Below are 26,359 nucleotides of genomic sequence, written 5' to 3' on the forward strand. Positions count from 1 at the left end.
ATGGAGCGTGCACGTGCGTCCAGTGAGACGTAACGGACCGGACACCCTTAATTCGCACGGGGGTCCTGTAAGTGGTCCGCACAGCCGCGGAGACGGCTGATTCGGTTGCGTGTTCCGTCCGCCGGTTCGACGGCCGGCGGTCGGTGTTCGGCCGCTCCCGTCACCGCTGCTCGCCGCCGCTTCGCGCGTCCGGGAGCGCGGCCGCGAGCGCCTCGACCGGCGTCGGCGGGTACGCGTCGGCGTCCTCGCGCGCCGCGAGCTGCGTCCGACAGGACGCCCCGGGTGCGATCACCGAGTCCGCGTCGCTCGCGTCGACCTGGTCGTAGAGGATGTCCGCGATGGCGGAACTCATCGCCTCGTGCTCGCGCTCGTACCCGAAGCTCCCCGCCATCCCACAGCACCCCGAGTCGAGCGCGTCCACGCGGTAGCCCGCGCGCCGGAGTACGCCGACGGCGTGGTGGTCCTTCTTCGTCGCCTGCTGGTGGCAGTGCCCGTGGTACGCGACGTGCTCGCCGGAGTCGGCCGAAGCGTCGTGCTCGCTGGGGTCGCGCCACGCGACGCGGTCGTCGAGCGAGAACGCGTTCAGGTACTCGCAGACGCCGTACGTCGCCCCACTGACTGCCTCCATCGCGGCCACGCTTTCCGCGTCCCTCGACGTCGACGCGCTGTCGGCGTCTGCGCCGAGGAGGTCGTGGTAGTCCGACTGGAGCATCACCGCGTCCGAGGGTTCGACGACGACGACGTCGCGCCCCGAGCGCACGTACGGCGCGAGCGCCTCGACGACCTCGCTCGCGGTCTCGCGCGCCTGGTCGAGGAACCCCATCGAGTGCGCGGGCCGCCCCGTGTCCGTCACGTCGCCGGGGACGACGACGTGCACGCCCGCGGCCTCCAGGACGCGCACCGCCGCCTTGCCTGCACCTGGGTTCGTGTAGTTCGTGTACGTGTCCGGGAACAGGACGACCGACCGCGTCGCCTCGCCCGGCGCGACCGCGCTCCCGCCGCGCGCCTCGAACCAGTCGCGGAACGTCGTCCGTTCGAACGACGGGAGCGGTCGCTCCGTGCCGATGCCGACGGTGCGCTCCAGGAGCGTCCGCGCCCCTGGGGCCTTCGCGAGCCAGTTCGACACCGGCGCGAGCGCACTCCCCACTCGCGCGAGCGCGTCGACGTTCGCGAACGCCTTCTCGCGGAGCGACGCCCCCTCGCGCTCGTGGTGCGCGTGCGTCACCTCCGCCTTCAGCTTCGCCATGTCCACGCCGCTCGGGCAGTCGCGCTTGCAGCCCTTGCAGCCCACGCAGAGGTCGAGGACCTCCTCGCGGAACTCGTCGCTCAAGTGGGCGTCCTCGGGGAGGTCGCCCTGCATCGCCTCCCGGAGGAGGTTCGCACGACCGCGCGTGCTCGTCACCTCCTCCTCCGCGGCGCGATACGTCGGACACATCGCGCCACCGGTCGTCTCCTGCGGGCCACGACACCCACCGCAGCCGTGACAGAGCTCGACCATCCCCTGCAGGCCGTTCTCGTTCTCCCACGCGAGCGCCGGCTCGAACCCCACGTCGAAGTCGTCGCCGGGACCGCTCCGCAGGTGCTCGGTCATCTCCACGTCCCCACACACCTGTCCGGGATTCAGTCGCCACTCGGGGTCGAACGCCGACTTCACCTCCTGGAAGCGCTCCCAGACCTCGTCGCCGAACAGCTTGTGGTTCCACTCCGTTCGCGCCCGGCCGTCGCCGTGCTCGCCGCTGACCGACCCGCCGTACTCGACGACGAGATCCGTCACGGCGTCAGCGATCGAGCGCATCGTCTCCACGCCCTCGATCGTCTTCGTGTTCACGAGCGGCCGGACGTGCAGCACGCCGGGGCCGGCGTGCGCGTAGAACGACGCGAACGTGTCGTGCTCGTCGAGCACGCGCTGGAAGGCCGCGACGTACTCCGGGAGGTGCTCGGGCGGGATGGCGACGTCCTCGATGAACGACGCGTGCTTCGCGTCCGACGTCCGCGACAGCAGAATCGGGAGGCCGCTCTTGCGGAGCTTCCAGAACCGCTCGCGCTCGCTCGCCTCGTGCGCCTCCAGGCCAGCGACCGCCCGCGGCTCGTCGCCGGTCGTCACCGCACCCGCACCCGGGTCGCCCGTCGCGTCCGCGTTCGGGACGCGGTCCGCGAGCAGTTCCGCGACCGCGCGCTCGCCCGCCGCGTCGTCCTCGGCGTAGAACTCGACGAGGAGGACGTCGCTCGCACCCTCGGGGAGCATCCCGACGACGTCAGCGAACTCAGGCGTCTCCCGCGCCAGCTCCAGGAGGACGTCGTCGACGAGTTCGACCGCCGCCGGGTCGTGCTCGAGGATGGGCGCGACGTCCCGCATCGCCTCGACGAGGTCGTCGTAACACAGGAGCGCGACCGCCTTCGTCTCCGGGACCGGCTCCAGCGCGATCTCGACCTCGGTGACGACCGCGAGCGTCCCCTCGCTCCCACACAGCAGCTTCGCGAGGTTCACGACGTCGCCCTCGCCGTCGGGCTCGCCGACGCCGCGCTCGCCGCCCGCGTAGTCCTCGACGAGCCAGTCCAGGTTGTACCCCGACACCGACCGCTTCAGGTCCGGGTAGCGCTCCCGGAGCAGGTCCGCGTCCTCGTCCAGTATCTCCAGTACCTTCGCGTAGATGCCCGCTTCGAGGTCGTCGCCCGCCGCCTTCTCGCGTGCCTCCGCGACCGATACCGCCCCGAACTCCGTGACAGTGCCGTCCGCGAGCACCACCTCGCAGGACTCGACGTACGCGTCCGTCTTCCCGTACTTCAGCGAGTGCGACCCCGTCGAGTTGTTCCCGACCGCCCCACCGAGCGCGGACTTGTCGCCCCACGCCGGGTCCGGCGCGAACTTCAGGTCGAACTCGGCGAGCCGCCGGTTCAGGTCCCCGAGGAGGACGCCGGGTTGCGCGACCGCACGCCGCCCCGCCGGGTCGACGTCGCGGACCGCGTTCATGTGCGTCGTGAAGTCGAGCACCACCGCCTCGTTCACCGTCTGCCCCGCGAGACTCGTCCCGCCACCACGCGGCAACACCGCGATATCCTCGTCCGCACAGAACGACAACACAGCGGCCACGTCCGCCGTACTCGACGGAAACACGACACCGACCGGTGTCACCGAGTACAGGCTCGCGTCCGTCGCGTACAGCTCGCGCGAGTACTCGTCGAACCGCACCTCGCCCTCGACGCGCTCGCGTAACGCCGACGCCAGCTCCGGGCGCTCGACGCGGTCGCTCGCGTAATCGTACCCCGACGCCTCGTCGCGCGCTCGCCCAGGCGCGTTCGGCTCCGTCGCCATGACAGACGCGTCGACTCGCGACGCCTTAACCGCCACGCCGCACGGCCACGCGACCGCCAGCGATAGCGACGGCGCTCGGCCGTCAGTCGTCCTCGTGACGACGGCGCCGCGCCAACCCGACGAGCTCCAGGCCCGCCCGCTCCAGCGAGTCGTAGTCGTCGGCGGCCACCGCGAGCTGCGCCGCCTCCAACGCCTCACGAACGTCGTCTTCCGCACTCATACCCAGTCAATACGGACGGAACGACCCTAAACCCACGCCATGCACGGTGAAAGTGAAAACCGCAAGACAGCGACCCAACACACCAGAGACCAAACACACCTAATCGGCCAGTAATTTAGACAGAACCATTATGTCAACGCGAGGCGTCAGACGCGTCCAGATGGGAACACTCGACCGCGTGATGGATGCCTTCAGCGAGGACGACGCGCGCCCCGAATACGCGTGCCTCGCATGCGAGAACGGGTACGACGTCCAACACCACGTCTGCCCCGAATGCGGCGGCTACAGCGTCGAACGCATCGACTGGTAGCACGACGCCACCGCACCCCGACCCACCCCCCGGAACCCGCCAAGTCGCTACGCTCCTCGTTTACGACAGCAGCGAAGCGAGCAGACTCGGATCCTGAACCACGGTCACTCCACTCGCCACGCTCGCTTCGCTCCCTGATTCAAATCACTCGGTTGTACTTCTCCCGCGAACGAACGACTCGCTACGCTCGTCGTTTTGTGTTCGTCGCAGAAGTGGGCAGACTCGGATTTGAACCGAGAACCTCCACCTTATCAGAGTGGCGCTCAACCTGATTGAGCTATCCGCCCGAACGCATCCCGAGATAGATGGGTGATGAATAAAAGGGTTTCCTTCTTGCAGTTCGGGTGCGAGTCAGTCCCGGTCGTCGTCGGCGTCGCGGACGTCCTCGACGTCCACCTCGAACGAGTCCTCGTCGAGGTCGATGGTGTCGTCGTCGCCGTCGTCGTCCTCGCGCGCCCCGCCGGCGAACGGCCCGCCGGAGCCGTCAGCGTCCCCACCGAAGCCGCCGCCGAACGACCCGCTGACGGAGAACCCGCCCGCGCCGCCAGCGCCACCGCCCGACGCGTCCTCCGGGTTCGGGAACCCGAACGTCCACGCGTTCCCCGACGCCATCCCGCCAGTGCGCTTGTCGAGCTGCGGGACGACCACGTACTTCTTCAACGCCATCCGGAGCGGGACGCGCGAAAGCGGCAGCGTCAGCGCGATCCCGATCGCGTCCGTGACGAGCCCGGGCGTCAGGAGGAACGCGCCCGCCGCGATGAGGAGGCCGGCGTCCATGAGCTCGTTCGTCGGCGGGTTCCCCTCGGCGAGCGAGCGCTGTATCTTCGCGAGCGTCCGCCGCCCTTCCATCCGCACGAGCAGCATCCCGATGAGCGCGGTCAGGACGACGAGCGCCACCGCCTGCACGCCTCCGAGCGTCCCCGACGCCACCAGCGCCACGAGGACGATGGAGTCCAGGAGCGGGATGACGAGCAACGCGGCGATGTACCGGAGCATACCTCCGCCTAGCGCGTCCGGCTTCAAAGCCCTTTATCTCGGCGCGCTCGAACCCGGCGTATGGACGAGTCCGCCGAGGAGACGAAGGTCGAGTGGCGCGAGTGGGGCGAGGAGGCGTTCGCGGTCGCGGACCGCGCCGGGAAACCCGTGCTCCTGTCGCTCTCGGCGACGTGGTGCGCGCACTGTCACGAGATGGACCGGGAGACGTACGACGAACCGCGTATCGCGGCGAACGTCAACGACGGGTTCGTGCCCGTGCGCGTCGACGCCGACCGCCACCCGCGGGTGCGAGAGCGGTACAACATGGGCGGGTTCCCGTCGACGGTGTTCCTCGCGCCCGACGGGAACGTGCTCTCGGGCGCGGGTTACCTCGGCCCGGACGGGTTCCGGCAGGTGCTCACGAGCGTCCGGAAGGCCTGGAACGCGAAGGGCGTCGACGCCGGGACGGTGCCGCGAGCGCTCCGCGAGGGACTCCCGCCGGCCGGCGAGTTGACGCCGGAGGTCGAGAAGCAGATGCTCGGCCAGCTCGTCGACTCGTTCGACGACGAGCACGGCGGCTGGTCGGATAACGCGAAGTTCCCGCTGCCCCGGACCGTCGAGTTCGCGCTGAAGCGCCAGCGCGACCAGGCGGTGCGGACGCTCGACGCGGTCGACGCGCACCTCCGGGACGACTACGACGGCGGGTTCTATCGGTTCGCCGAGAACGCGAACTGGTCGAACGTGCACCACGAGAAGCTCCTGGACTCGAACGCCGCGCTGATTCGAACGTTCGCGAACGCGTACTGCTACACGGGCACGGAGGCGTACCGGGAGGCGGCGAGCGCGGGCGTGGACTACCTCGCGTCGACGCTCTGGACGGGCGAGGCGTTCGCGGGGAGTCAGGCCGCCGACGAGGACTACTACGCGGGGTCGGCGACCGACCGCGAGGACGCCGAAGCGCCGCCCGTGGACCAGACGGTGTTCGCGGACCGGAACGCGCTCGCGGCGGACGCGCTCCTCGCGTTCGCGGCGTACACGGACGACGAACGGGCGCGGTCGTACGGGACTCGCGCGCTCGACTTCGTCGGAGAGGCACTCGTCGACGACGATGGGGCGGTCACGCACTACGTCGCGCCCGGCGACGGAGCGGGCACCGTCGAGGGTGGAGCGTCGGACGGGACGCGCGGCGAGGTGGGCGTGCTCGCGGACCAGGCGCGCGTGCTCGGTGCACTCCTCCGCGCTCGCCAGGTGACGGGCGCGGACGTCGTCGACGAGGCGCGTCGCGTCGCCGACTGGACTATCGACGAACTCGGCGACGACGACGCGTTCCGCGACGGCCCCGCGTCCGGCGCGGGCTTGCTCGACGAATCGCTGTACCCGCTCGACGGGAACGTCGAGTTCGCCGACGCGCTGCTCTCCCTCGCGGTCGTCACGGGCGAGGACGAGTACCGCGAGATCGGCCGGCGTGCGCTGGAAGCGTTCGGCGGGGCCGCCGACCGCTTCGGGGTGCGCGTCGCCGCGTACGCCGCGACCGCGTCCCGGTACCTGGAGTCGCCGCTCTCGATCCGCGTCGGCGACGACGCGGGGAGCGACCTGCATCGCGCCGCACTCCGGATGGCCGACCACGAGAAGGTCGTCGTGCCCGCCGCTGCGGACGTCGCGGCCGGCGAGGCTACGGTCGCTCGGGGCGACGACGTCGCGGGTACCGCGAGCACGCCCGCGGACCTCGCCGCCCTCGTCGCCGAGACGGTTTAAACGCCAGCTTCGGGGTCGCTGAGTGCTCTCGACGCCGTCGCGTCCGCCACCCGGCGCGGCCGGCGCGCCCTACAACTACCGATGTGTTTATGGTTCTCCACTCTGTTTGGGTTTACTATGGCCAGCCTGCGAGACCTCGGGTTGTCGGAGTACGAGGCACGAGCGTACCGTGCACTCCTCAACACCGGCCCGACAACCGCCAAAGAGTTGTCCCGGGCGAGCGACGTCCCGATGGGTCGCATCTACGACGTCCTGAACAGCATCGAGCAGTACAACCTCGTCCGCAGCCAGACCGCCTCGCGCCCGAAGAAGTACGTCGCGGTCGAACCCGCGACCGCCCTCGACCGGCTGCTCGAGGACAAGAAACGCGAGCTGGAGGAGAAAGCCGAGCAGTATCAGAACATCGTCGACGAACTCTCGGACGAACTCGACGCGGCCGAACCCGTCGAGGAGCAGTTCTGGACGGCTGCGGTCGGCCAGGAGGAGACCACCGACCTCCTCTTGGAGCGGCTCACGGCCGCGGACGACCGCATCGTGATGGTCGCGAGCGACCCGAGCCCGCAGTTCAACGTCGCCGAGATCGGCGAATCCATCATCGAGGAGATGGAGAACGCCCTCGAACGTGGCGTCGACGTGGACGTCCTCATGACCCGCGAGATGGTCGCCTCGCTCAGCGAGGAGGTCGGCCGCCGGTACCGCGAGCGCCTCACCGACGACCCGAACTTCAACGTCCGCACGAGCGAGGAGGTCACCGGGACGTTCAACCTCATCGACGACATCGAGGTCGTCATCCAGGTCCCCAACCCGCTCGGTGGCACCGAAGCGTTCGCGATGATCGACCTCAAGGACCCCGAGTTCGCCGCGGACGTCTTCGACCAGTTCAACCCGACGTGGCAGAGCGGCGAACCGCTCTCGTTCTGAAAGAGGCATCGAAAGCGCCGTTCTCTGGCTTCGGTGGCGGCGGACGAGTATCGCTACGCGCTCGCGCCGAGCACCGAACAGGTCGACGGACGATACCGTTTTGTTCGTGGCTCTGTCAGATAGCGGCATGCCAGCGACAACGGGTGCCTCGCACGGGTTCGCGGCGTTCGCGACGCTCCTCATCGGCACGATGTTCTCGAAGTTCGTCTGGGAGCTCCTCCCGCCGCTGGGCGAACTCTCACTGCTCGTCATCGGAACACTGCGACAGCTCGGGTTGGCGGTCCCGGCGAGCAGGCAGTTCGCCGGAACCATCGTCGTGATGGTCGGCCTGTCGTTCCTCTGGGGTGTCCTGTACCACGTCAGTCGACACTGAGAAGGTCGGTGTCGGGAACGGTATCGAGAACGTTCGGTGTCTCGACGGGTATCGAGAACGGTCGGCGTCGCGGTCCGCGGCCGACCCGTTCAGTCGTCCGCGAGTTCGTTGCGGAGGGTGCCGACCTCGGCGACGCGCTCGGCGTGGGCGTTGTGCTGGTGGATGCTCTCGTCGTTTGACTGCTTCATGGTGACGACGGCGTCGTCCGCGAGGTCCGGGAACTCCTTCGCAACACCTTCGGCCATCGACCGCACGCAGTCCTCGACGAACTTCGCGTTCGAGTGGCTCTCGTAGGTCATGTAGTCCTCGTCCGGGCGCTTCGCGAGGTTGTAGATGCGCGCGCTCATCGAGTCCCTGGCGACCTCCACGAGCTCCATGAGGTCGACCTCGGGTGCGCCGTCGGTCTCGACGGTGAGCGTCGCGTGCCCGCGCTGGCTGTGCCCCGGCTGGGGGACCTCGTCGAGGAACGCCTCCGCGGTGTCGTCGTCCACGCCGAGGTCGTCGAGCACCGAGCGGGCACGCGCGGCGCTCATCCCCTGCGAGCACGGACACACCGTCATCCCGACGACGCGCGCACCGACCTCCTCGCGCGTCCCGTCCTCGGTCGCGGTCGCACCGGCGATGACGTCGACCGTGCTCTGGGTCTCGCGCTCGCTCTCGGGCGTCTGCTCGCGCGTCACGAGCTCCGCCTCCATCCGGACCTCGGCCCTGCTCGTGTAATCGTGCTTGTCGAGCAAGCGTTCCGCGGCGTCACCACACACGTCCTCGACGCGATAGGCTTCGTCCCGTGTCGCCGCCTCCAGGGTCTCGTCGATGACCTCCATGTTCCGACTCATGTCCGCGCCCTTCCGCCACGACGGCAGGTCGACGAACACCTCGAACTCCGCCATGAGGACGATCGGTCGCTTCTCGGGGCGGGCAAGCTTCACGAGCTTCTCGACGCCCGTGACTCCGACCTGGTTGAGGCCGACGGTGACGTCCGGGCTCGCCGCCTGGACGTCCGGCAGTTCCTGACTCATTGCTCAAAGAAAGGTGCGACGGATGTTTGTACCTAACGAAGGGGGAACCGACCACGAGAACCCGAATATCGGGTTCGAATGGGCTTCACGCCGGTGTTCTCGGCGCAATCAGTTGAGCTTGTTGAGGGCTTCGAAGAAGTTCACGGGCGGCCCCGCGACCCGCACGGGGTCCGCGGCCGTTCCGACCTCCACGGCCGCTGGCGGATCGAGCTTGCGGGTCTCCCGTCCGTCGCTGATGACGTGCGCGCAGTCGGCTTCGTCGACGCGGACCGTGATGGTCTGGTCGCGCGAGAGGACGAGCGACGGCATCGCGTCGGTCGCACACATCTCCGTGACGACGTAGTCGCCGGCGGCGGGTGCGACGAGCGGGCCGCCTTCGCTGAGGTTGTACGCCGTCGAGCCGGTCGCGGTCGCGACGAGGATGCCGTCGGCGTGCCCGCCGGAGTAGAGTTCGCCGTCGACGCGCACCTCGAACCCGGCGCCGGCGCCGTGCCCGCGCTGGGGCCCCTGGACGACGATCTCGTTCATCGCGGGCGGTAGCGACCACGCGTCGCCGTTCTCGCCCGTGCCGGTCGCGGCGAGTCGTGGGAGTGCGCGCGAACGCACCGTCCCGGTCTCGCGGAACCGCTCGACCTCCGCGACGAGCGCGTCGTGTGCGTCCTCGGGCGAGACGGCGTTCAGGAACCCGACCTCGCCGAGGTTCACGCCGAGGATGGGGACGGAGTTCGCGCCACGGGCCGCGTAGAGGAAGGTGCCGTCTCCGCCGATGCTGCAGACGAGGTCGCACGCTCGCATCTCGTGGGCGGGGACGCCGTCGACGTCGAGTTCGCTCGCGGTCGCCTCGTCGACGGCGACGGCGACGTCGCGGGCCCGGAGCTCGTCTCGGAGCTCGCTGGCGAGGCCCGCGGCGCGCACGTTCCCTTTCTGGGCGACGACACCTACGTGCATGTCCCCGCCTACCACCCGCCCGGTGAAAAACCCCGCGTCGTGCGGCGACCGGCCGCGGCCGACCCTGGTTGCGATATCGCGGTCGACGTGGACGGCAACAAGGTTGATACGTTTCGGCCCCCTCGCTGGGCACACGCACGCTCGCGCGGCCCTCTGTCGTGGTCGTGCGGGTCCTATCGACGATGAGTGAGGACGAAGAGGAAGACTGGTTCGAGCGCGCACTCGAGGAGACGCCGTCCGAGGACGCCCCCGACGACTGGGACGAGTGGGCTGGCGACGACGTCGATAGCGACGACGTCGACGCGCGCAACGCCGGGGACGTCGACGACCCGGGGACCGACGACGCAGGCACCGGCGACGACGCTGGCAGTGCGCTCGGCGACGGTGACGCGACCGAGCCGTCGAGCGAAGCGACCGTCGACGCCGACCTCGTCGACCAGACCGGGGGCGGGGCGTCGCCGACGGCGAACGACGACGACGGCGGTGACGCGGATTCGGGTGGCGGGCTGTTCGACGACGACTTCGCGGCTGCGATGGGTGACGCGCCGGACGTCGCCGGCCCCAGTGGCGGCCAAGGCGGTTCCGGCGGGGCCGTCGGCCCTGGCGGCGGTGGCGGTCTCTCCGGTGGCGAGTTCGGGATGGGCGGCGACCTGGACGTCGACGACGAGTTCGGGATGGGGGTCGACGACGACTTCGGGATGGGTGGCGGCGACTTCGGGATGGGCGGTGGCGGCGGGTTCGACGCCGAGGAGGAGTACGAGACGGACCTGCCCCGCATCGACCTCGGTATCGACGGGCTCGACGAGATGATCCAGGGTGGCGTCCCCGAGCGCTCGCTGATGGTCACCATCGGCTCCGCGGGCACCGGGAAGACGACGTTCGCGCTCCAGTTCCTCCACGAAGCGCTCGAGCAGGGCGACCGCGGCATCTACATCACGCTCGAGGAGTCCCGCGAGCGCGTCATCAACTCCGCGAGCGAGAAGGGGCTCGAGTTCGACAAGTACGCGGACAACGGCCAGCTCGCCGTCGTCGACCTCGACCCCGTCGAGATGGCGAACTCGCTCCGGTCGATCCGCTCGGAGCTCCCGCGACTCATCGAGTCCTTCGACGCCACGCGGCTCGTCCTCGACTCCGTGTCGCTCCTCGAGATGATGTACGACGACCGCGCGAAACGCCGGAACGAGATCTACGACTTCACGAACTCCCTGAAGAACGCGGGCGTGACGACGATGCTGACGAGCGAGGCGAGCGACGAGCACGCCTACACGAGCCGGCACGGCATCGTCGAGTACCTCACGGACGCGGTGTTCGTCCTCCAGTACGTCCGGCCGGACGACTTCCGCGAGACCCGGCTCGCCATCGAGATACAGAAGATCCGTGACGCGAACCACTCCCGGGAGACCAAGCCCTACGAGATAACGAACGAGGGCATCTCGGTGTACCGGCAGGCGAACATCTTCTAGGCGTCGTCGCGGTCGGACGCGTCGGCGTCCGCATCGGCGTCGTCCTCGTCGTCGCGTTCGTCCTCCAGCGTGGCGACGATGCCGTCGAGTTCCGCGGGGTCGGCGTCGGCGATCCGTTCGAGGAGTGCCTCGGTTCGCTCGCGGTCCTCGGGGTCGAGGACGGCGGCGAGTTCGCCGAGTGCGGCGTCGACGTCGGCGGGGGCGACCTCGGGCTCGGGTATCTCCTCGGGTTCGACCGCGGTCGCGTCGGTCGTGGGGTCGGTCGCGAGCGCGTCCGGGACGACGGGGTCATCCGGGAGCGGCGTCGACAGCGGGTCGGCGTCGACGGTCGCGGGGTCGGGGCTGAGGCCGAGCAGGCGCTCCAGGGTCTCGTTCGCGGACTCGTCGGGCATCCCCATCGCCTGAAGGTGGTCGTGGACGCGTTCGCTGACCGCGATGGTGCGTGGCTCGCGGTCGGTGGCGTCGTCGGATGGCATACGCGAACACTCGGGCGCGACGGGGAAGAAACGGTCGGACGTGACCGGGGGGAAGGCCGAAGAAACGGTCGGGTGCGACCGGGGAGCGGGCGTTACTCGCGAGCGCGTTCGCGGGGTTGGCGTGGTTCGTGGTCGTGTTCGGTGCCGCAGTCCGCGCAGACGCTGGCGCGACCCGGGCGGGTGCGCTGGGCGGCGACGGCGCCGCAGTCGTCGCACACCATGAACAGGCGTTTCTCCGGGGGGACGCCGGCCTCGAACGTGACCTCGATCCAGGCGTCGTCGTTCGCGGGGTCGAAGAGGCGGACGCCGTCGTCGGTACGCCGCCAGTCGACGGGCTCCTCGGTGCCGCGCTCGGGGGTCGCGGGGTCGCTCATCTACCCGACGCTGACGCCCGCAGAAACATAAACACATTGATAGAAATTAGTTCGGTCGCGAGTAAATCAGGGCTCGGTCGTTCGAACCGGCGACTCACGGGCCGCCCGCGCCGCGAGCGCGAACACGCGCACCAGGAACCCCGATCCTGTCAAACAGCTCAATATCGGGTATTTCACCGAGGACGCCGTACGATGACGTATGAGCGTCTTCGCCGAGTTCCACATCCAGACCGACGCGTTCGCGCTCGAGTCCACGTTCGAAGCGGCCCCGGACACCGTCATCGAGATCGAGCGGGTCGCAGCGACCACCGACCTCCTCACGCCGTACTTCTGGGTGTCAGAAGGCGACTTCGACGACTTCGAAGCCGCCGCCGGCGCAGACAGCTCCATCGAGAACCTCGAACGAATCGACGAGTTCGACGAGTCCATCCTCTATCGCGCGAACTGGACGGAGAACATCGAATCCATCGTCTACGCCTACACCCAGATCGGTGCGGTCATCCTCGAAGCTACCGGCTCAGCCGACGTCTGGGAGCTCCAGATGCGTTTCGACAATCAGCAGCGCCTCGAACAGTTCCAGGAGTACTGCGTCGAGCACGGCCTCCCCTTCGAACTCCAGCGGCTCCACGACGTCGCCAGCCCCAAGACCAGCCGACAATACGAACTCACCGAGAAACAGCGCGACGCGCTCGTGACCGCCTGGGAGACCGGCTACTTCCGGACCGACACCGACACCACGCTAGAGGCCGTCGCGAACGAACTCGACATCTCCCAGCAAACGCTCTCGAACCGGCTGCGACGCGGCTACGATTCGCTCATCGAGAACACGCTCGCGGTGACACCTCCCGACGAAGACACGTAACCCGCCCCGTCTTAAGCCATTGAAAGTACAATGCCGACATTCCTCCCCGCAGCACTCGTTCCTTCAGGCAGAGAACCCATGGCTTCCAGCGACACACAGCAGGATACGATCCGGTGGGCGACGGAGGTAACAGGCGACGCGCTCTCGGCGCTCGCGAACGAACGTCGGCGCACGGTTCTCGAGACACTCGAACGCCGGTCGTCCGCGACCCCGGCGGAACTCGCGACGCGCGTCGCGGCGACCGAGCACGACACGTCCCTGGCGGCCGTCCCGGCCGATACACGACGGGTCGTCGAACGGAGCCTGCATCACCGACATCTCCCGACGCTCGAGGACGCCCGACTCGTCAACTGGACGGGGGACACGGTCACGCTGGCGCGACGGGCGACCGTCGAGGTCTGGGAGCACCTGCAGGCGCTCGAGACGGACGCACTCGACTGGAACGAACTCTTCTCGATACTCGAGAGCGAGCGCTGTCGAGCGGTCCTCTCGACGCTCGCGATCGGAGCGGACCGCGTCGAGAGGCGAGCGGTCGCGACGACCGTCGCCTCGGCGGACGCCTTCGAAACGGCGAGCGTCGACGAGACGGAGATCGAGTTACATCACGCCCTGCTCCCGAAACTCGAGCGAACCGACCTCGTGACGTACGACGCCAACGCTGGCCTCGTCCACGTCGACGGCCCCATCGAGTCGGTCGAACGAATCGTCGCGTCGGTCGCGCACTGATGCGGGGATACCAGCGTCGGTCGGCGGAGACGCCGGCCGAAGCCGCCTACAACGCCGTCTCGGAGGTCACCGGGTGCGGTCCCCTGGAGCTGCCGCCGATAGCGAACGCGATCAACTCCGAGGCGATGGACGCGTTCGTCGACGAATCGCGAACGCTCCGGGAGTACTCCATCACGTTCGAGTACGCCGGCTGCGACGTCACACTCAGCGACGACGAAGTGCTCGTAGAGCGACTCGACGGCGCGAACTGACCGCCGTGAACGCCACTCGCCGGGCGCTCACCTCATCGTCGACCCGACCATCGCGCTTAAGCGAATCCCCCGCCGTGTCGAAGACGTGACGCTCGACCCCGTGCACTACGAGGGCATCGCGCGCCTCGCCAAGCGCATCCAGTACGACGTCGACGAGAGCGACCACCGCGACGTCGCCGAGACCGTCTGGGACGAGTACCTCGACCCGCTCGTGCACGACGGCAACCGCGTCCTCGAACCGCTCGACGAGCAGCGCCGGCTCGTCGCCGACGTCGAGGACGTCGCGCTCGCAGACACCGCGTTCGACTCCGTGCACGGGCTGGACGCCGGCACCATCAACCCGACGACGTTCTCGAACGGGCTCGTGCTCGACATCGCGCAGGCCGCGATGAGCGCGACGCCGAGCGACCTCGACCTCCACCGCGGCCGCACGATGGTCATGACCGTGCACTCCGCGGACGCGACCGTCGCGTTCGACGAGGACGACTGGACGATGAACGACGCCGGCTACGTCCGCACGCAGATACGGCAGGCGCCCCGCGTCAACCGCTTCGAGGAAGGCGTCGTGCACGCACTCAGCCTGTACCGCGCCGAATCCGAGCACGCGCGCACGAACGCGGACGTCGTCGACGACCTCCTCGTCCTCGACGGCCCCATCTACCCGACGGGCCTGCTGCGGTGGGCGGACCAGCATCCCGAACTCAAGACGGTGCTCGAGGAGGAGGACCAGCCCGAGGAGGTCGTCGAGAACTACGTCCGGCTCGTCGAGCGGTTCGTCGAGAAGGACGTTCCGCTCGTCGGGTTCGTGAAGAACCCCGCGGGGAACGCCATCACGCGCGTCGTCCGGGACTCGTTCGGGCAGGCGCCGTGGGTGGACGACGCCGCGATGTTCAAGCGCCTCCTCGAACGCGGCGAGCTGGTCGCCGACGAGGACGCGCGCGACGCCGGCGACGACGGCCCGACGCCGCGGCGGTTCGAGCGCGACACGAGCGCGCTCACCGCGACGTCGTGGTTCGTCTCCCGGGGCGGCACCGACCGCGTCCTGTCGCGGCACGGCGACGCCCTCGGCGTCGACCGCCGGCTCGACGACGAAGCCTACGAGGTGACGTTCTGCGCGATATACGACCCGCGGACCGACGTCCTCTACAGGCTCGAAGCGCCGTACGCGGTCACGCGCCACGAGAGCCAGCGGGAAGCACTCCAGCAGTGGGCGCTTGCGTCCGTCGCCGCCGAACGCGGCCCGCCCCTGGCAGTCGGGAAAGCCGACGAACTCGCGAAGATCGGCGGTCGCGAGAAGCGCTCGCTCCGCGAGACCCTCGAGGAGACGTTCCAGTCCCGGCGCGCCCGCCAGTACGACGACGTCCGCTGGGGCGACGAGTAGTCAGCGGCGACGAGACCCGACGGGATCCGCGGACTGCGCCGAGTACCGCCCCAGCGACGACGTCCTGCGATACCGTGTCACCCGATTGTTGAGTACACCACTGCTGCGTGAAAATGTCTCTCCTTCACGCCCTCACGACGCGTAATACACCCGGAGCGAATAAATCAACATGTCCTTAACGACACGCAACACCGACGACCAGGCCATCTCCGACTTCGCGGCGACGTTCCGCGGAACCGTCATCAGCCCGGACGACGAGGGCTACGACGAGGCCCGAACCGTCTGGAACGGGATGATAGACGAACGCCCCGCGCTCGTCGCGCAGTGCGCCGGACCCGCCGACGTCATCGCGTCGGTGAACTTCGCGCGCGAACACGAATACGCGATCTCCGTCAAAGGCGGCGGGCACAACATCGCCGGACGCGCCGTCAAGGACGACGCCTTCGTGATCGACCTGTCGCGGATGAAATCGGTTCGCGTCGACCCGGACGCCAGGACCGCGCGCGTCGAACCGGGCGTCGTCCTGCAGGAACTCGACCACGAGACCCAGGCGTTCGGGCTCGCGACGCCCGCCGGCTACAACTCGACGACCGGTGTCGCCGGTCTCACCCTCGGCGGCGGCTGGGGCTGGCTCTCGCGCAAACACGGCCTGACCGTGGACAACCTCATCTCCGCCGACGTCGTCACCGCCGACGGCGAACTCGTTCACGCGAGCGAGAACGAGAACCCGGACCTCTTCTGGGGGCTCCGCGGCGGCGGCGGGAACTTCGGGGTCGTCACGTCCTTCGAGTTCCAACTGCACGAGGTCGGCCCCACGGTGCTGTCCGGCCCGATCGTCCACCCGTTCGACGACGCCAGAGCGGTCCTCTCGGCGTACCGTGACTTCACAGCGGACGCGCCCAACGAAGCGACGGTCTGGTGCGTCATCAGGCACGCGCCGCCGTTGGAGTTCATCCCGGAGGAATGGCACGGCCGGAAGGTCCTCATCCTCGCGGCGTTCTACGCAGGCGAGATGGCTGAGGGCGAGCGGGTGCTCCAGCCCCTCCGCGACGTCGGCGACCCCATCGCCGACGCCATCGGCCCGCACCCCTACACGGGCTGGCAGCAGGCGTTCGACGGACTCGCCCCGGCCGGGAACCGACACTACTGGAAGTCCCACAACTTCGACGAACTGACCGACGAGATGATCGAGACGTTCGTCGAGTACGGCGGAACCATCCCGACCCCGGAGACGGAGATCGCGATCCCGAACCTCGGCGGCGCGATGAACGAGCGACCCGTCGATTCGACGGCGTACCCGCACCGCAACTTCGAGTTCACGATGGTCCTCCACACGCAGTGGACGGACCCCGAACAGGACGAGGAATGCATCGCGTGGGCACGCGAGATGCACGAGGCGATGACCCCGCACGCGACCGGCGGCGTCTACGCCAACTTCGTCCCCGAGACGGACGGCGACCAGCAAGCCGCGTACGGCGAGAACTACGACCGGTTGGTCGAGGTCAAGAACCGGTGGGACCCGGAGAACGTCTTCCGGTTGAACCACAACGTCGAACCCAGCGAGTGACCGTCGCCCCCCGACGGCCGGGCTGGTTCGGAACTATCCGGTGCGCGCACGCCAGGACCGTTTTTAGGTAGCTGGCGTGACGATGAGGGCCCATGGCTTCAGTCGAGATCGAGTACTGCGTGCCGTGTGGTCACCGAGCGAACGCCATAGAGACGGCCGACGCCATCCTCGACGTGCACGCCGACGCCGTCGACGCCGTGAACCTCGTCCCCGGCGGCGGCGGTGTCTTCGAGGTCCGGATGGACGGCGAGATGGTCCTGGACACCGACGAGGAGGGGTACGACCGGGACGCCATCGTCGAGCGCATCGGCGACGCGGTCGCGTGAGCCCCACCGCGGTGGGGCGGTAGGATGGAGTGGGGTTCGGTCGTCGACGACAACCTCCTCTGATGGGTGCTCGCCGCGGTCGCCGCGGGCGTCCTCGTCCCGGAACTCGCCGTCGTCACCGACTACGCGACGCCGATCCTCGCGGTGATGGTCGGGAGCGTCTCGCTCACCCTGACCGTCGACCGCTTCCGGACGGTCGAGCCCCGCGGCGTCGCGGGCGCGCTCGCCGGGCACGTCGCGATGCCCGCGGTCGCGAGCGCGGTCGCGAGCGCGCTCGACCTCGCGCCCGCGGTCGTCGCCGGGTTCGTCGTCCTCGGCGCGGTCACGCCGGAACTGGTGACGCCGACGATGACCGAACTCGCGGACGGCGACACCGCGCTCGCGATGACGGTGCTCGTCGTCGCCGGTGTCGGCGCGACCGCGTTCGTCCCGCTCGCGGCGTTCCTCGGGGACGCCGTCGCCGTCGACTCCGCCCGCATCGTCGAGGGACTCGTGCTCGCGGTCGTCGCACCGATGCTCGCCGCCATCGTCGTCCAGCACGCGTTCGACGAGCGCGTTGGCGCGCACGAGGACGCGTACGGGACGGTGTCGGCCGTCGCCGTCGTCGCCATCATCGGCGGCGTCGCCGCGGCGAACGCCGACCTCTTGCGCGCGACTCCCGCGCGTACCGCCGTCGTCGCCTTCGGCGCGCTCGCGCTGAACCTCGCCGGCTACGCCATCGGCTACCTCGGTGGTCTGGGCGGCACTCGCGAAACCCGCATCGCGACGACGCTCTCGGTCGGGATGCGCGACTTCGCGGTCGCCGCCGCGCTCGTCGTCGCCGCCGGCTTCCCGACCGCCGCGAGCCTCCCCGCGGTCACGTTCGGCGTCGTCGAGATGACGACGAGCGCACTGCTCGCGAGTCGACTCGGCTGAAGGACTCTTGGGCGACCCGAGCAGTCAGGCGTGCTCGACCTTCTCGACGCTGACCTCGACGGCCTCGGGGTCCACGCCGATGCGCGCGAACTGCGTGCGGACGTGCTCGCGAGCCGCCTCCACGGCCTGGTCGCGCGTGTCGAACCCGCGCGGCATCGGCGAGTCGAACGCCACGTGAACCTCGCGGCCGTCGACCTCCTGGATGCTCCCGCCGCTCTCGACCTCGTAGAACTCGTCGCAGACCCACACGTACGGCGCGTCCTCGTCGGGCGCGCCCTGGAACTGCGGCGCGCGCTCCCCGCGCTCGTAGACGGTGCCGGTCAGCTCGGTCCCACCGGCAGCGCCGCGGACTAGTAACATGATTCGACTGACGGCCCGCAGCCGAATAAGGGGAGTGGGTCCCACCGCCAGCACCAGCATACGCCGCCCGCCAGGGCGGCGTTTCGAGTCGTGGGTCGGGGTGTGCTGGGGCGGCGTTTCGAGTTGCGGTTCGGGGTGTGCCAGGGCGGCGTTTCGAGTCGTGGGTCGGTGCGCGCCGCGAGGTGTTCCTCGTGGGGCGTGGTCGTGCGTGCGTGAAAAGCGGTATGGTGCTCGCGGTGTGAGGGTGTGCTATGACTGACCTCGGTGACTTCGGGGATTTCGCTGGTGACGACGACGAGGACGGCGCGGGTGACGGTGGCGAGTCGGGGCCCGCTGGGGGTGCTGGGGCCGACGGTGATGGTGACGGGGCGGCCGTCGGAGACGACTTCGAGCGCGTGGACGTGTCGCCGGCGGGGAGCGACGACGGCATCGGGACGGTGGCGGTGTCGGCGGGCCTCCAGATCGCGGAACGCGAGGAGGACACGCAGTTGCGGGCGTACGTGACGACCGGGAACCGCCCGCAGGTCCGCATCGGCAAGTACCTCCTGGTGCCGTACCCGGACGGCGAGAAGCTGTTCTGTCGCATCACGGGCCTCGAGTACGAGCAGGCGTTCGTGAGCGACGACGCGAACGAGATCCACGCGCGCCGCGCGATGCGACGGGACGGTATCGACGAGGCTGATTACAAGTTCATGGCGACGCTCGACCCGATGAGCGTCATCTTCCGCGACGAGAGCGACGACGAACTGAAGCGGCGGATGGTCGACCGCGTCCCGAAGCCGGAGACGGTGGTGCGGGTGGCGAGCGACACCGCGGAGATCAAGACGGGGTTGAAGATGCCGGACGACGGCGTGTTCCTCGGGCACCTCTCCGTCGGCGGGGAGAAGGTGCGGACGGCCGCGGAGCCGCCGACCATCGACTACCGCTTGAAGGACGACTACAGCGAGGGCGACCCGCTCCTGTTCCGGCACACGCTCGTCGCGGGTGGGACGGGGAGCGGGAAGACCCACGGCGCGAAGAACGTCCTCCGGCAGTTCCTCGCCGAGGAGCGCACGTACCCGATGGAGGGCGGTCGCGAGAGCCGGCCCGCGGTGGTGATGTTCGACCCGCAGGACGAGTACGCGCAGATGCACGACGACAACCCCGCGGTCGCCGACGACGACGCGTTCCGTCGGCGACTGGAGCGCGAGGACGTCGCGTACGGCGGCGTGGACGATACGACGGCGTTCGTGCCGAAGGTCGGGTCGGCGACGTACAGCGCCGACCATCATCGCGCGGAGCAGGTCGAGTTCACCATCCCGTTCAGTATGGTGCGGTCGCGACCGTGGCTCGTCGCGAGCGCCGGCCTGAACGACAACCAGTACCCCGCGCTCAAGCTCCTGCTCTCTCGGTTCTTCGAAGACTACGGGAACTCGGGGACGTACTCGCAGTTCCGGTCGTTCCTCGACGACCCGGCGCTGAAGGAGGAGCTCGACGAGAGCGGGCGCGTGCACGAGGCGACGTTCGACGCCATCAAACGCCGGACGTACGGGTTCGGGGACGTCTTCGACCAGAGCGCGCGCGCCATCACGGACATGGTGAACGAGTTCGTGCGCCCGGGCGGCCTGAGCGTCGTCCCGACGTATCACGTGACGGATTCGCGCCAGACGACGACGGTCGTGCTCGCCCTGGCGAGCCTCCTCGTCGACCAGAAGCTCTCGAACGACCCGCGCTACGAGCGCATCAAGGAGACGCCGCTCGTGCTCGGGATGGACGAGGCGCACAACTTCCTGACGGACGCGGAGGACGTGCAGGCGCGGAAGGTCATCTCGAAGTTCACGGACGCCGCGAAGCAGGGGCGCAAGGAGCGCCTCGGGTTGTTCCTCATCACGCAGGACCCCCAGGACGTCGCCGACCCGGTGTTCAAGCAGGTGAACACGACCGTCGTCCTGAACCTCGGCGACGAGGACGCCATCTCCGCGGTGAACATCCCCCGGAACCTCGAGGACAAGGTGCCGTACATGGAGAAGGGCCAGATGGTCGTGTACTCGCCGGACAACTCGGAGCCGGTGGAGATCGTGGGGCTCTCGAAGTGCCTCACGAAGCACGGCCGGTGAAGCGCTCGGTGGCGGCCCGAGTCGTGGGGTGACCGGCCGCGACGGAGCGGCGGTTCGTGGTAGTGGACGGGTTCCGTCCCGGTGAACCGTCCTGAACGGTCGAATTACTTATCCCACCTACTGTGCTATTTGGTACCATGTCTGTGCACGTGCTCGTGGCGTACGACGACTCCACGCAGGCCGACCGCGCGCTGGCGTTCGCGCAGGAATCGTTCCCGGACGCCCACGTCACGCTGCTCACAGTCATCGACCCCGCCGACGCCGGCTCGCGGCGCCGCCTCTCGCTCCCCCCGCTGGGCGACGAGTGGCTCGCTCGTGCCCGCGAGAACGCCGAGGACCACCTCGCCGACGCGACCGAGCGGGCTCGCGACGCCGGCGTCGACGTCGACGCCGTCATCGAGGTCGGGCGGCCCGCGAACACCATCGTCGGGTACGCCGAGGACCACGCCGTCGACCACGTCGTCATGGGGAGCCACGGCCGCTCGGGCGTCACGCGCATCCTCCTCGGCAGCGTCGCCGAGAGCGTCATCCGACGCTCGCCCGTCCCCGTCACCGTCGCCCGCGCCGACGCGACGCGCGCCGACTCGACGAGCGCCGACTCGACGAGCGCCGAGGACGCCACGGGAAGCGAGTCGACGAACGGCTCGCCAGAGGACGCCGCGAACGAGGTCTCCGGCGAAGGCTCCGCCTGACCAGCATCCTTTTCACGTTAGGTTCCGAACATTTACCGTATGGAAACCAGCGACGGCGACGTCGTCGCCTGGCAGATAGCGCCCACGGACACGCGCTTCGGTCGCCTCTGTGGGTACGCGCTCGTCGGCGTGCTCGGCGCGTTCGCGTTCTTGGCGCTGGCGGCCGTCGCCATCGCGGTCGCGGCCGCCGTCGCGGGCGGCGACGGTGGCACGGTCTTCGTCGTCGTCGTGCTCGTCCTCGTCGGCGGCCCGTTCTCCGCCGTCGCGCTCGTCCCGTTCCTCGACGCCGACCAGCGCCCCGACGACCTCTGGTCGACCGAGACGTTCGACCCCGGCGCGCTCCACCCGCTCGGCGTCGCCGCGAGCGTCGTGCTCGCCGCCGCCGGTCTCCTCGCGACGGTCGCCAGCGACAGCGTCCTCGCGGTCTACCCGCTCGTCGGCGTCCTCTTCGTCGCCTCGATGGGGCTCGCCATCGGCGGCCCCTCGGGGCGCGTCGACCGCGACGCCGGCACGCTCACCGTCCACGGGAATACGCACCCGCTCGCCGACCTCGCCGCCGTCCGCGCCGTCGACGTCGGCGGTCTCGTCCTCGTCAACACCCGGTTCGTCGCGCGCCCCGGCGGCCGCGACGCCCCCCTCCTGTTCACGATACCGCGCGACGCCTACGACCAGGTCCGCGCCGAACTCGACGCCGGCGTCGCCGCCGACAGCACCGTCGACGCCACGCGCTCGCGCGCCGACTGCATCGCCATCGTCACCGCCGGCGTCGGGTCGCTCGCACTCGCCGCCGCCCTCGTCGGACTCGGCGCGACCAGCAGCGTCGACGGCGCCGGCGTCCTCTCCTTCGTCGCGGCGTTCCCCGCGCTGTTCGGCGTCCTCTTCCTCGCCCTCGCCGCACGACGCAGCGCGTGAGCGCACCGCCTCCTCCCAGCGACGCGACCCGCGCTACGCGACCCGATACCGGCCATCGCTGGTCGTCTCGAGCGCGCCGAACAGGACGAGCCAGTCGAGCTCGCGCGCGACCGTCTCCCCCCAGACCTCGCGCCAGTTCGTCGGGTACTTGTTGCGCTCGTACTGCGGCACGCCCTCGGCGACCGCATCGAACACCGCGTCCGCAGACACCGGGTCGTCCGCCGCCGCGACCGCGTCGCTGACCGCTGGCGCGAGGTATACGCCGTCCAGGAACCGCCCCGCGAGCTCCTCCGCGTCGACGTCCTCGCGCGTCCTCGCGTACCCGCGTTCGTGCTCGGCGACGAGCCCGAGCGCGCGCAGGAACGTCAACCACTTCGCGGCCTCGTCGCGCTCCGGGAACCCCACGCGCTCCATGAGTCGCGTACAGCAATCGTCCTGCGTATCCGGGACGAGCGGCACCGCCTGCCGCGACTCGAACACGCGGTCGACCGACGCCGGCGGACGCGGCACGTGCTTGAAGCGCATCGCCTACGAGAGGTCGAAGCTCTCCGCGAGCAGTTCCTCGTCCGTCTCCCCGAACACGTGCGTCGGCCCACCGCGGACGTCGACCGTGACCTTCGCGGGCGCGAACACGTCCTTGGGGATCTGCTGGAAGTTCCAGTCCTTCTCCTCGAACACCTGCATGAACGGCTCGCCGTACGTCTCCGCGGCGGTACTCGCGACCTCGTCGAACCGGTCGAACCCCTGGTCGACGACGACGTGCACCTCGCCGCCGTACGCGAGCGCGTCGTTCGTGCGCGCCATCGCCTCGTCCTCCGTCGGCGCGACCGGCGCGACCGGCGCGCGAGCGTTCACCGAGAGGATAGAGAGCGGGTCGTACCCGAGCTCCGCGAGCCGGAACGTCGCGAGTTCGCCCGCTCGCGCCGCCATGCTCACGCTCCCCGCCATGCTCGCCGTCGGGAACGCCAGCAGGAACACGCTCTCGACGTTCGTCTCCGTCAGGTCCGCGACGTGCTCCGCCACCGCCTCGTCGGGGAGCGTCTCCGTCTCCACCGCGAGCGCCGTCAGGTCGAACGCGTCGTGGTACCCGATGGTGCGGAAGACGTCCTCCTCGCCGACGAGCGCACGCGCCGGCCCGCTCCCCAGGCCCTCGAAGTCGTCGACGCTGACCTCCCAGCCGGCCTTCTGCGAGCACAACAGCGCGTACGCCGGGTGGTCGGTCGACAACTGGACGTGACTCAACGGCGCACCCGCGACGTCGCCGAGCTCCGCCTGCACGGTCGCCAGCCCCGCGGTCTGGATCTCCGAGAGCAGGAGTCCCGCCTCCAGCCCACCGTCGAAGTCCACGCCGAAGTCGAGGACCGTGGCCTCGTTCTCCAGTTCGAACGCCCCAACGTGCAACTGCTCCGCGAAGTCGATGGCCTCGTCGACGAGCTCGATGGCCATCCGATTCAGACTCTCCATACCCCCGCTAGCGCGCCCTCACGAATAAAAGACGCCAGTCTGGCGACGACCAACGGGAGTCGCCGAACGAGCGGCGCGGCGACCGGCAGGAGCCGCGTCGCTCGCGGTCAGTAGTGATGATGCGGGTAGTCGAAAGCGCCCTCAGTCCCGGGTCGAGCGGGCGTCGCGCCCGAGTTCCTCCTCGACGCGGTCGACCTTCGAGCGCGCGGTCGCGTCCACGGTGCGCTTGTCGTCTATCTTCAGGAACGTGGAGACGCGGTCGCCGTCGACGGCGGCGTGTGCGGCGCTCGCGGCCGCGAACACGGTCTCGGCGTCGTCGGCTTCGATGGTCGTCCCCATCGGCGTCGTCTCGTACGCGACGTCGAACTCCTCGAGTGCGGCGACGGCCTTCGCGACCTCGCCAGCCATGCTATCCTCCGTGACCGGGGCCACCGACAGGAACGCTACGGTCGTCATACCCGAACGTTAGGCGAGCGCGACCGAAAGCGCGTCGACCGTCCTCGCCTGGAGCGCCGGGCGGTCACTCGTCGTAGAGCGACACCGTGACCAGCCCATCGAAGTTCAGGAGGATGCGCTGCGTGGCGTCACCGAAGAACGCCTTCCCGCTCGGCGACCGCCGGCGTCCCGAGACGAACATGTGGTCGCAGCCCTCGTCCTCGGCGATATCGATGGCGTCCCGCTCGAGGCGGCCGACCACACCGAGGTACTCGACGTCGACGTCGTGCTCCTCGACGACTCGACGACCCGCCTCCTTCGCGATGTGGGTCGCCTCCCGTTCCGCCTCGTCGATGGAGAACGTGCCGCCGCCGCTCCCGGTCTCCAGTCGCGTCGCCATCCGATCCTCGTACTCGTCCTCCGGCATCACGTGCAGGAGCACGAGCTCGGCGTCGACGCCCTCGCACAGCTCCACGGCCTCCTCGACGAGTGCCTCCGTCGCACCTGTGTCCATCCGAACGACTGCCAGTGCTTTCTCCATATCCCGACCTGTCACGTGGTCTCCGGAAAAACGTTTCCAGTACGCGTCAACAAACCCTTTGGTACCAACTCACGTCCAGTAGATTCGGGAATCTCGGCGCCCACGTGGCCTCGACGCCGACTGTCCGGCGACGCGACGCCAGCGCACTAATCCTCTCGTACTGGTCGATGCGGCGCGAACGAACCCGCACCGCTCGACCGGCGAGTAAGCCGCAGTGATGCACTCGTGACCGTCGAGAACGCACCTATAACAATCCGCTCGCGGACCGTCTTACGGACGATGCCCCGAGAATCCCATACATCATCGACAGCGACCACGCGACGCCCAGTCCTGAAGACGCTCGCCGCTACCGGCGCCGTCGGCGCGCTCGCCGCGACGACGCTCGGCGCCGACGAACGCCACACGGGCGGCACACGCCAGCTCGCGAGTCTCGACGAACACACGGACACCGTCCACACGGTCGAGACACGCATCGCCGAGCCGTCGACGAACCCCAACCGGCCCACGGACTTCTTCTACGAACCGACCGGCCTGCACGTCCAGCCGGGCGACGTCGTCCGCTGGCGGTTCGTCACCCCCGACCACAACGTGGTGAGCATGCATCCTGCCTACGGGATGCGACGACGCGTTCCCCTCGGCGTCGACGCGTTCTCCTCGCCGCTCCTCGGGTTCGAAGCGGACTCGATTCCCGGCGACATGGTCGACCCGCCGGGGATGCCGGGCGAGGACGAACCAGAGGCGAACGCCACCGCGACGACGACCACGTCGACGAATGCGACGACGACCACGTCGACGAATGCGACGACGGCCGCGTCACCGCCGAACGCGGGGCCCGTGCCAGCCACGTGGCTGCTCGCGTTCGACACGCCCGGCGTCTACGACGTCATCTGTTCGCCCCACGAGGGGTTCGGGATGGCGATGCGCGTCGTCGTCGGCGACGACACCGAGGCTCCGTTCGAGACCAGCGACCCGGCGGCACTCCCCGAACCGCGCCTCGGCCCGGTCGGCCTCTCCCGGATAACCCTCACCGACCCCGCACTCGAACCCGACGCCATCGTCGACGCCGGGACCGTCTCCTGGCTCGACCTCCAGGCGAACGGCGGCGGCGACGGAGACGACGGCGAAGAGTCCGACGGCGACGACGACACCAGCACCGGCACGGAGACCGCGAGCTGAGCACGCACCCACACGAGCGCACCGACTTGCACCGCTACGCGGTGCTCGTCGGCGTTGTCGTCGAGAGAAGTGCGCAGACTGGGATTTGAACCACGGTCGCACGGTCCTCGCTTCGCTCGGCTGCGTGCTCCCTGATTCAAATCCCCGTTCCCGATCTCGTGCTTTCGGACTCCTCGCTACGCTCGTCGTTTCGAAAGCACGAAAATGCGCAGACTGGGATTTGAACCCAGGTTGTGACCATGGCAAGGTCACGTGATACCACTACACTATCTGCGCGCGGTCACGCTTTCGCGTACCTAATCGTAGTGGCCGGGTTACAGATAAGGGTTCCGAATCGTGGCGCGTTCGTGACGTGGAACCACCACAGGGCGACGGGGTCGAGACCCGAAAGCTACCTTCTCTTCGCGTGCGCGAGCGCTCGCGCGAGCCCAGTCGCGCGGCCGCCGTGCGACACCAACCCACGACAACGCGTCACCTTGTGAACGCGAAACACGCGGCTAGTGGCCTG

28 protein-coding genes and 2 tRNA genes are annotated in these 26,359 nt (G+C 69.2%); 16 read left to right on the plus strand and 14 right to left on the minus strand.

Annotated elements, in window-relative coordinates; translation table 11 throughout:
• Positions 1-160: 160 nt before the first annotated feature.
• Together LI336_RS13420 and LI336_RS13425 are read right to left on the minus strand one after the other, a co-directional pair.
• Positions 161-3,313: an FAD-binding and (Fe-S)-binding domain-containing protein gene (locus LI336_RS13420; RefSeq protein WP_227133643.1), complete on the minus strand. Its 3,153-nt coding sequence runs from the start codon at positions 3,311-3,313 to the stop codon at positions 161-163.
• Between the two features lie 82 nt (positions 3,314-3,395).
• On the minus strand, positions 3,396-3,533 hold the full coding sequence (locus LI336_RS13425; RefSeq protein ID WP_227133644.1) for a hypothetical protein: 138 nt from the start codon (positions 3,531-3,533) through the stop codon (positions 3,396-3,398).
• A gap of 160 nt (positions 3,534-3,693) precedes the next feature.
• Here LI336_RS13425 and LI336_RS13430 point away from each other — a divergent pair, with 160 nt between their 5' ends.
• Positions 3,694-3,843, plus strand: coding sequence for an FmdB family zinc ribbon protein (locus tag LI336_RS13430; protein WP_227133645.1), 150 nt, complete (start codon positions 3,694-3,696; stop codon positions 3,841-3,843).
• Positions 3,844-4,056: 213 nt separating this feature from the next.
• Here LI336_RS13430 and LI336_RS13435 read toward each other — a convergent pair.
• Both LI336_RS13435 and LI336_RS13440 read right to left on the minus strand, forming a co-directional pair.
• Positions 4,057-4,130 (minus strand) — tRNA-Ile (locus LI336_RS13435).
• Between the two features lie 64 nt (positions 4,131-4,194).
• On the minus strand, positions 4,195-4,839 hold the full coding sequence (locus LI336_RS13440) for an FxsA family protein (RefSeq protein WP_227133646.1): 645 nt from the start codon (positions 4,837-4,839) through the stop codon (positions 4,195-4,197).
• Between the two features lie 60 nt (positions 4,840-4,899).
• On the opposite strand from LI336_RS13440, the gene LI336_RS13445 reads away from it, so the two are divergent.
• The 3 genes from LI336_RS13445 to LI336_RS13455 all read left to right on the plus strand — a co-directional run bounded on the left by LI336_RS13445 (position 4,900) and on the right by LI336_RS13455 (position 7,867).
• Positions 4,900-6,573 (plus strand): DUF255 domain-containing protein, encoded by a 1,674-nt coding sequence (locus tag LI336_RS13445; RefSeq protein ID WP_227133647.1) that lies wholly within the window; start codon positions 4,900-4,902, stop codon positions 6,571-6,573.
• A 117-nt stretch (positions 6,574-6,690) separates the two neighbouring features.
• Positions 6,691-7,494: a TrmB family transcriptional regulator gene (locus tag LI336_RS13450; protein WP_227133648.1), complete on the plus strand. Its 804-nt coding sequence runs from the start codon at positions 6,691-6,693 to the stop codon at positions 7,492-7,494.
• 127 nt (positions 7,495-7,621) lie between these two features.
• On the plus strand, positions 7,622-7,867 hold the full coding sequence (locus tag LI336_RS13455) for a hypothetical protein (RefSeq protein WP_227133649.1): 246 nt from the start codon (positions 7,622-7,624) through the stop codon (positions 7,865-7,867).
• A gap of 89 nt (positions 7,868-7,956) precedes the next feature.
• Here the strand turns inward: LI336_RS13455 and mptA are convergent, their stop codons facing one another.
• On the minus strand, positions 7,957-8,886 hold the full coding sequence (gene mptA / locus LI336_RS13460; RefSeq protein WP_227133650.1) for a GTP cyclohydrolase MptA: 930 nt from the start codon (positions 8,884-8,886) through the stop codon (positions 7,957-7,959).
• A 108-nt stretch (positions 8,887-8,994) separates the two neighbouring features.
• Complete coding sequence (locus LI336_RS13465; RefSeq protein ID WP_227133651.1) at positions 8,995-9,834, minus strand: NAD(+)/NADH kinase; 840 nt, start codon at positions 9,832-9,834, stop codon at positions 8,995-8,997.
• 182 nt (positions 9,835-10,016) lie between these two features.
• Between LI336_RS13465 and LI336_RS13470 the strand changes: the two genes are divergently transcribed.
• Positions 10,017-11,297 (plus strand): KaiC domain-containing protein, encoded by a 1,281-nt coding sequence (locus LI336_RS13470; RefSeq protein ID WP_227133652.1) that lies wholly within the window; start codon positions 10,017-10,019, stop codon positions 11,295-11,297.
• Here the strand turns inward: LI336_RS13470 and LI336_RS13475 are convergent.
• Positions 11,294-11,773, minus strand: a complete 480-nt coding sequence (locus LI336_RS13475; RefSeq protein ID WP_227133653.1) for an antitoxin VapB family protein — start codon at positions 11,771-11,773, stop codon at positions 11,294-11,296. The two genes, LI336_RS13470 and LI336_RS13475, sit on opposite strands and share 4 nt — an antisense overlap.
• 92 nt (positions 11,774-11,865) lie before the next feature.
• Positions 11,866-12,147 (minus strand): hypothetical protein, encoded by a 282-nt coding sequence (locus tag LI336_RS13480; protein WP_227133654.1) that lies wholly within the window; start codon positions 12,145-12,147, stop codon positions 11,866-11,868.
• Between the two features lie 199 nt (positions 12,148-12,346).
• Here LI336_RS13480 and LI336_RS13485 point away from each other — a divergent pair, with 199 nt between their 5' ends.
• The 7 genes from LI336_RS13485 to LI336_RS13515 all read left to right on the plus strand — a co-directional run bounded on the left by LI336_RS13485 (position 12,347) and on the right by LI336_RS13515 (position 18,175).
• A complete protein-coding gene (locus tag LI336_RS13485; protein WP_227133655.1) occupies positions 12,347-13,009 on the plus strand; it encodes a helix-turn-helix domain-containing protein in 663 nt (220 codons plus the stop codon).
• Between the two features lie 78 nt (positions 13,010-13,087).
• Positions 13,088-13,735 (plus strand): DUF7344 domain-containing protein, encoded by a 648-nt coding sequence (locus LI336_RS13490; protein WP_227133656.1) that lies wholly within the window; start codon positions 13,088-13,090, stop codon positions 13,733-13,735.
• Complete coding sequence (locus LI336_RS13495) at positions 13,735-13,986, plus strand: HalOD1 output domain-containing protein (RefSeq protein WP_227133657.1); 252 nt, start codon at positions 13,735-13,737, stop codon at positions 13,984-13,986. The genes LI336_RS13490 and LI336_RS13495 overlap by 1 nt, the downstream gene beginning before the upstream one ends.
• Before the next feature lie 85 nt (positions 13,987-14,071).
• Positions 14,072-15,367 carry a DNA double-strand break repair nuclease NurA gene (locus LI336_RS13500; RefSeq protein ID WP_227133658.1) on the plus strand — a complete coding sequence of 432 codons (1,296 nt, stop codon included), beginning with the start codon at positions 14,072-14,074 and terminating at the stop codon, positions 15,365-15,367.
• A 169-nt stretch (positions 15,368-15,536) separates the two neighbouring features.
• The gene (locus LI336_RS13505; protein WP_227133659.1) at positions 15,537-16,934 is read left to right on the plus strand and encodes an FAD-binding oxidoreductase; all 1,398 of its coding nucleotides are present in this window, start codon (positions 15,537-15,539) and stop codon (positions 16,932-16,934) included.
• 92 nt (positions 16,935-17,026) lie between these two features.
• Complete coding sequence (locus LI336_RS13510) at positions 17,027-17,260, plus strand: SelT/SelW/SelH family protein (protein ID WP_227133660.1); 234 nt, start codon at positions 17,027-17,029, stop codon at positions 17,258-17,260.
• A gap of 66 nt (positions 17,261-17,326) precedes the next feature.
• On the plus strand, positions 17,327-18,175 hold the full coding sequence (locus tag LI336_RS13515; protein ID WP_227133661.1) for a bile acid:sodium symporter family protein: 849 nt from the start codon (positions 17,327-17,329) through the stop codon (positions 18,173-18,175).
• Positions 18,176-18,199: 24 nt separating this feature from the next.
• Here LI336_RS13515 and LI336_RS13520 read toward each other — a convergent pair whose 3' ends face one another.
• Entirely contained in the window at positions 18,200-18,535 is a 336-nt protein-coding gene (locus LI336_RS13520; RefSeq protein WP_227133662.1) for a DUF7113 family protein, read from the minus strand.
• 251 nt (positions 18,536-18,786) lie between these two features.
• Here LI336_RS13520 and LI336_RS13525 point away from each other — a divergent pair, with 251 nt between their 5' ends.
• From LI336_RS13525 to LI336_RS13535, 3 genes are all read left to right on the plus strand, one after another.
• On the plus strand, positions 18,787-20,631 hold the full coding sequence (locus LI336_RS13525; RefSeq protein ID WP_227133663.1) for an ATP-binding protein: 1,845 nt from the start codon (positions 18,787-18,789) through the stop codon (positions 20,629-20,631).
• Positions 20,632-20,768: 137 nt separating this feature from the next.
• The gene (locus LI336_RS13530) at positions 20,769-21,323 is read left to right on the plus strand and encodes a universal stress protein (protein ID WP_368408379.1); all 555 of its coding nucleotides are present in this window, start codon (positions 20,769-20,771) and stop codon (positions 21,321-21,323) included.
• Positions 21,324-21,362: 39 nt separating this feature from the next.
• Entirely contained in the window at positions 21,363-22,235 is an 873-nt protein-coding gene (locus LI336_RS13535) for a hypothetical protein (RefSeq protein ID WP_227133664.1), read from the plus strand.
• A gap of 33 nt (positions 22,236-22,268) precedes the next feature.
• On the opposite strand, the gene LI336_RS13540 is transcribed toward LI336_RS13535, so the two are convergent.
• From LI336_RS13540 to LI336_RS13555, 4 genes are all read right to left on the minus strand, one after another.
• Positions 22,269-22,760 carry a double winged helix-containing putative transcriptional regulator gene (locus LI336_RS13540; protein WP_227133665.1) on the minus strand — a complete coding sequence of 164 codons (492 nt, stop codon included), beginning with the start codon at positions 22,758-22,760 and terminating at the stop codon, positions 22,269-22,271.
• A gap of 3 nt (positions 22,761-22,763) precedes the next feature.
• On the minus strand, positions 22,764-23,699 hold the full coding sequence (gene mch, locus LI336_RS13545) for a methenyltetrahydromethanopterin cyclohydrolase (RefSeq protein WP_227133666.1): 936 nt from the start codon (positions 23,697-23,699) through the stop codon (positions 22,764-22,766).
• 141 nt (positions 23,700-23,840) lie between these two features.
• Positions 23,841-24,155, minus strand: a complete 315-nt coding sequence (locus tag LI336_RS13550) for a thiamine-binding protein (protein WP_227133667.1) — start codon at positions 24,153-24,155, stop codon at positions 23,841-23,843.
• 64 nt (positions 24,156-24,219) lie between these two features.
• Positions 24,220-24,675, minus strand: a complete 456-nt coding sequence (locus tag LI336_RS13555) for a universal stress protein (protein ID WP_227133668.1) — start codon at positions 24,673-24,675, stop codon at positions 24,220-24,222.
• 279 nt (positions 24,676-24,954) lie between these two features.
• Here LI336_RS13555 and LI336_RS13560 point away from each other — a divergent pair, with 279 nt between their 5' ends.
• Positions 24,955-25,851 carry a plastocyanin/azurin family copper-binding protein gene (locus LI336_RS13560; protein ID WP_227133669.1) on the plus strand — a complete coding sequence of 299 codons (897 nt, stop codon included), beginning with the start codon at positions 24,955-24,957 and terminating at the stop codon, positions 25,849-25,851.
• Between the two features lie 205 nt (positions 25,852-26,056).
• Here LI336_RS13560 and LI336_RS13565 read toward each other — a convergent pair.
• A tRNA-Gly gene (locus LI336_RS13565) sits at positions 26,057-26,127 on the minus strand.
• Positions 26,128-26,359 lie beyond the last annotated feature (232 nt).

The organism is Halorubellus salinus (assembly GCF_020567525.1).
GTDB lineage: Archaea > Halobacteriota > Halobacteria > Halobacteriales > Natrialbaceae > Halorubellus > Halorubellus salinus.

What these genes read in the sequence shown, in the direction of transcription:
- LI336_RS13420 (WP_227133643.1), bottom strand. Translation starts at nt 3,313, where the DNA reads ATGGCGACGGAGCCGAACGCGCCTGGGCGAGCGCGCGACGAGGCGTCG.
- LI336_RS13425 (WP_227133644.1), bottom strand. Translation starts at nt 3,533, where the DNA reads ATGAGTGCGGAAGACGACGTTCGTGAGGCGTTGGAGGCGGCGCAGCTC.
- LI336_RS13430 (WP_227133645.1), top strand. Translation starts at nt 3,694, where the DNA reads ATGGGAACACTCGACCGCGTGATGGATGCCTTCAGCGAGGACGACGCG.
- LI336_RS13440 (WP_227133646.1), bottom strand. Translation starts at nt 4,839, where the DNA reads ATGCTCCGGTACATCGCCGCGTTGCTCGTCATCCCGCTCCTGGACTCC.
- LI336_RS13445 (WP_227133647.1), top strand. Translation starts at nt 4,900, where the DNA reads ATGGACGAGTCCGCCGAGGAGACGAAGGTCGAGTGGCGCGAGTGGGGC.
- LI336_RS13450 (WP_227133648.1), top strand. Translation starts at nt 6,691, where the DNA reads ATGGCCAGCCTGCGAGACCTCGGGTTGTCGGAGTACGAGGCACGAGCG.
- LI336_RS13455 (WP_227133649.1), top strand. Translation starts at nt 7,622, where the DNA reads ATGCCAGCGACAACGGGTGCCTCGCACGGGTTCGCGGCGTTCGCGACG.
- mptA (WP_227133650.1), bottom strand. Translation starts at nt 8,886, where the DNA reads ATGAGTCAGGAACTGCCGGACGTCCAGGCGGCGAGCCCGGACGTCACC.
- LI336_RS13465 (WP_227133651.1), bottom strand. Translation starts at nt 9,834, where the DNA reads ATGCACGTAGGTGTCGTCGCCCAGAAAGGGAACGTGCGCGCCGCGGGC.
- LI336_RS13470 (WP_227133652.1), top strand. Translation starts at nt 10,017, where the DNA reads ATGAGTGAGGACGAAGAGGAAGACTGGTTCGAGCGCGCACTCGAGGAG.
- LI336_RS13475 (WP_227133653.1), bottom strand. Translation starts at nt 11,773, where the DNA reads ATGCCATCCGACGACGCCACCGACCGCGAGCCACGCACCATCGCGGTC.
- LI336_RS13480 (WP_227133654.1), bottom strand. Translation starts at nt 12,147, where the DNA reads ATGAGCGACCCCGCGACCCCCGAGCGCGGCACCGAGGAGCCCGTCGAC.
- LI336_RS13485 (WP_227133655.1), top strand. Translation starts at nt 12,347, where the DNA reads ATGAGCGTCTTCGCCGAGTTCCACATCCAGACCGACGCGTTCGCGCTC.
- LI336_RS13490 (WP_227133656.1), top strand. Translation starts at nt 13,088, where the DNA reads ATGGCTTCCAGCGACACACAGCAGGATACGATCCGGTGGGCGACGGAG.
- LI336_RS13495 (WP_227133657.1), top strand. Translation starts at nt 13,735, where the DNA reads ATGCGGGGATACCAGCGTCGGTCGGCGGAGACGCCGGCCGAAGCCGCC.
- LI336_RS13505 (WP_227133659.1), top strand. Translation starts at nt 15,537, where the DNA reads ATGTCCTTAACGACACGCAACACCGACGACCAGGCCATCTCCGACTTC.
- LI336_RS13510 (WP_227133660.1), top strand. Translation starts at nt 17,027, where the DNA reads ATGGCTTCAGTCGAGATCGAGTACTGCGTGCCGTGTGGTCACCGAGCG.
- LI336_RS13520 (WP_227133662.1), bottom strand. Translation starts at nt 18,535, where the DNA reads ATGTTACTAGTCCGCGGCGCTGCCGGTGGGACCGAGCTGACCGGCACC.
- LI336_RS13525 (WP_227133663.1), top strand. Translation starts at nt 18,787, where the DNA reads ATGACTGACCTCGGTGACTTCGGGGATTTCGCTGGTGACGACGACGAG.
- LI336_RS13530 (WP_368408379.1), top strand. Translation starts at nt 20,769, where the DNA reads ATGTCTGTGCACGTGCTCGTGGCGTACGACGACTCCACGCAGGCCGAC.
- LI336_RS13535 (WP_227133664.1), top strand. Translation starts at nt 21,363, where the DNA reads ATGGAAACCAGCGACGGCGACGTCGTCGCCTGGCAGATAGCGCCCACG.
- LI336_RS13540 (WP_227133665.1), bottom strand. Translation starts at nt 22,760, where the DNA reads ATGCGCTTCAAGCACGTGCCGCGTCCGCCGGCGTCGGTCGACCGCGTG.
- mch (WP_227133666.1), bottom strand. Translation starts at nt 23,699, where the DNA reads ATGGAGAGTCTGAATCGGATGGCCATCGAGCTCGTCGACGAGGCCATC.
- LI336_RS13550 (WP_227133667.1), bottom strand. Translation starts at nt 24,155, where the DNA reads ATGACGACCGTAGCGTTCCTGTCGGTGGCCCCGGTCACGGAGGATAGC.
- LI336_RS13555 (WP_227133668.1), bottom strand. Translation starts at nt 24,675, where the DNA reads ATGGAGAAAGCACTGGCAGTCGTTCGGATGGACACAGGTGCGACGGAG.
- LI336_RS13560 (WP_227133669.1), top strand. Translation starts at nt 24,955, where the DNA reads ATGCCCCGAGAATCCCATACATCATCGACAGCGACCACGCGACGCCCA.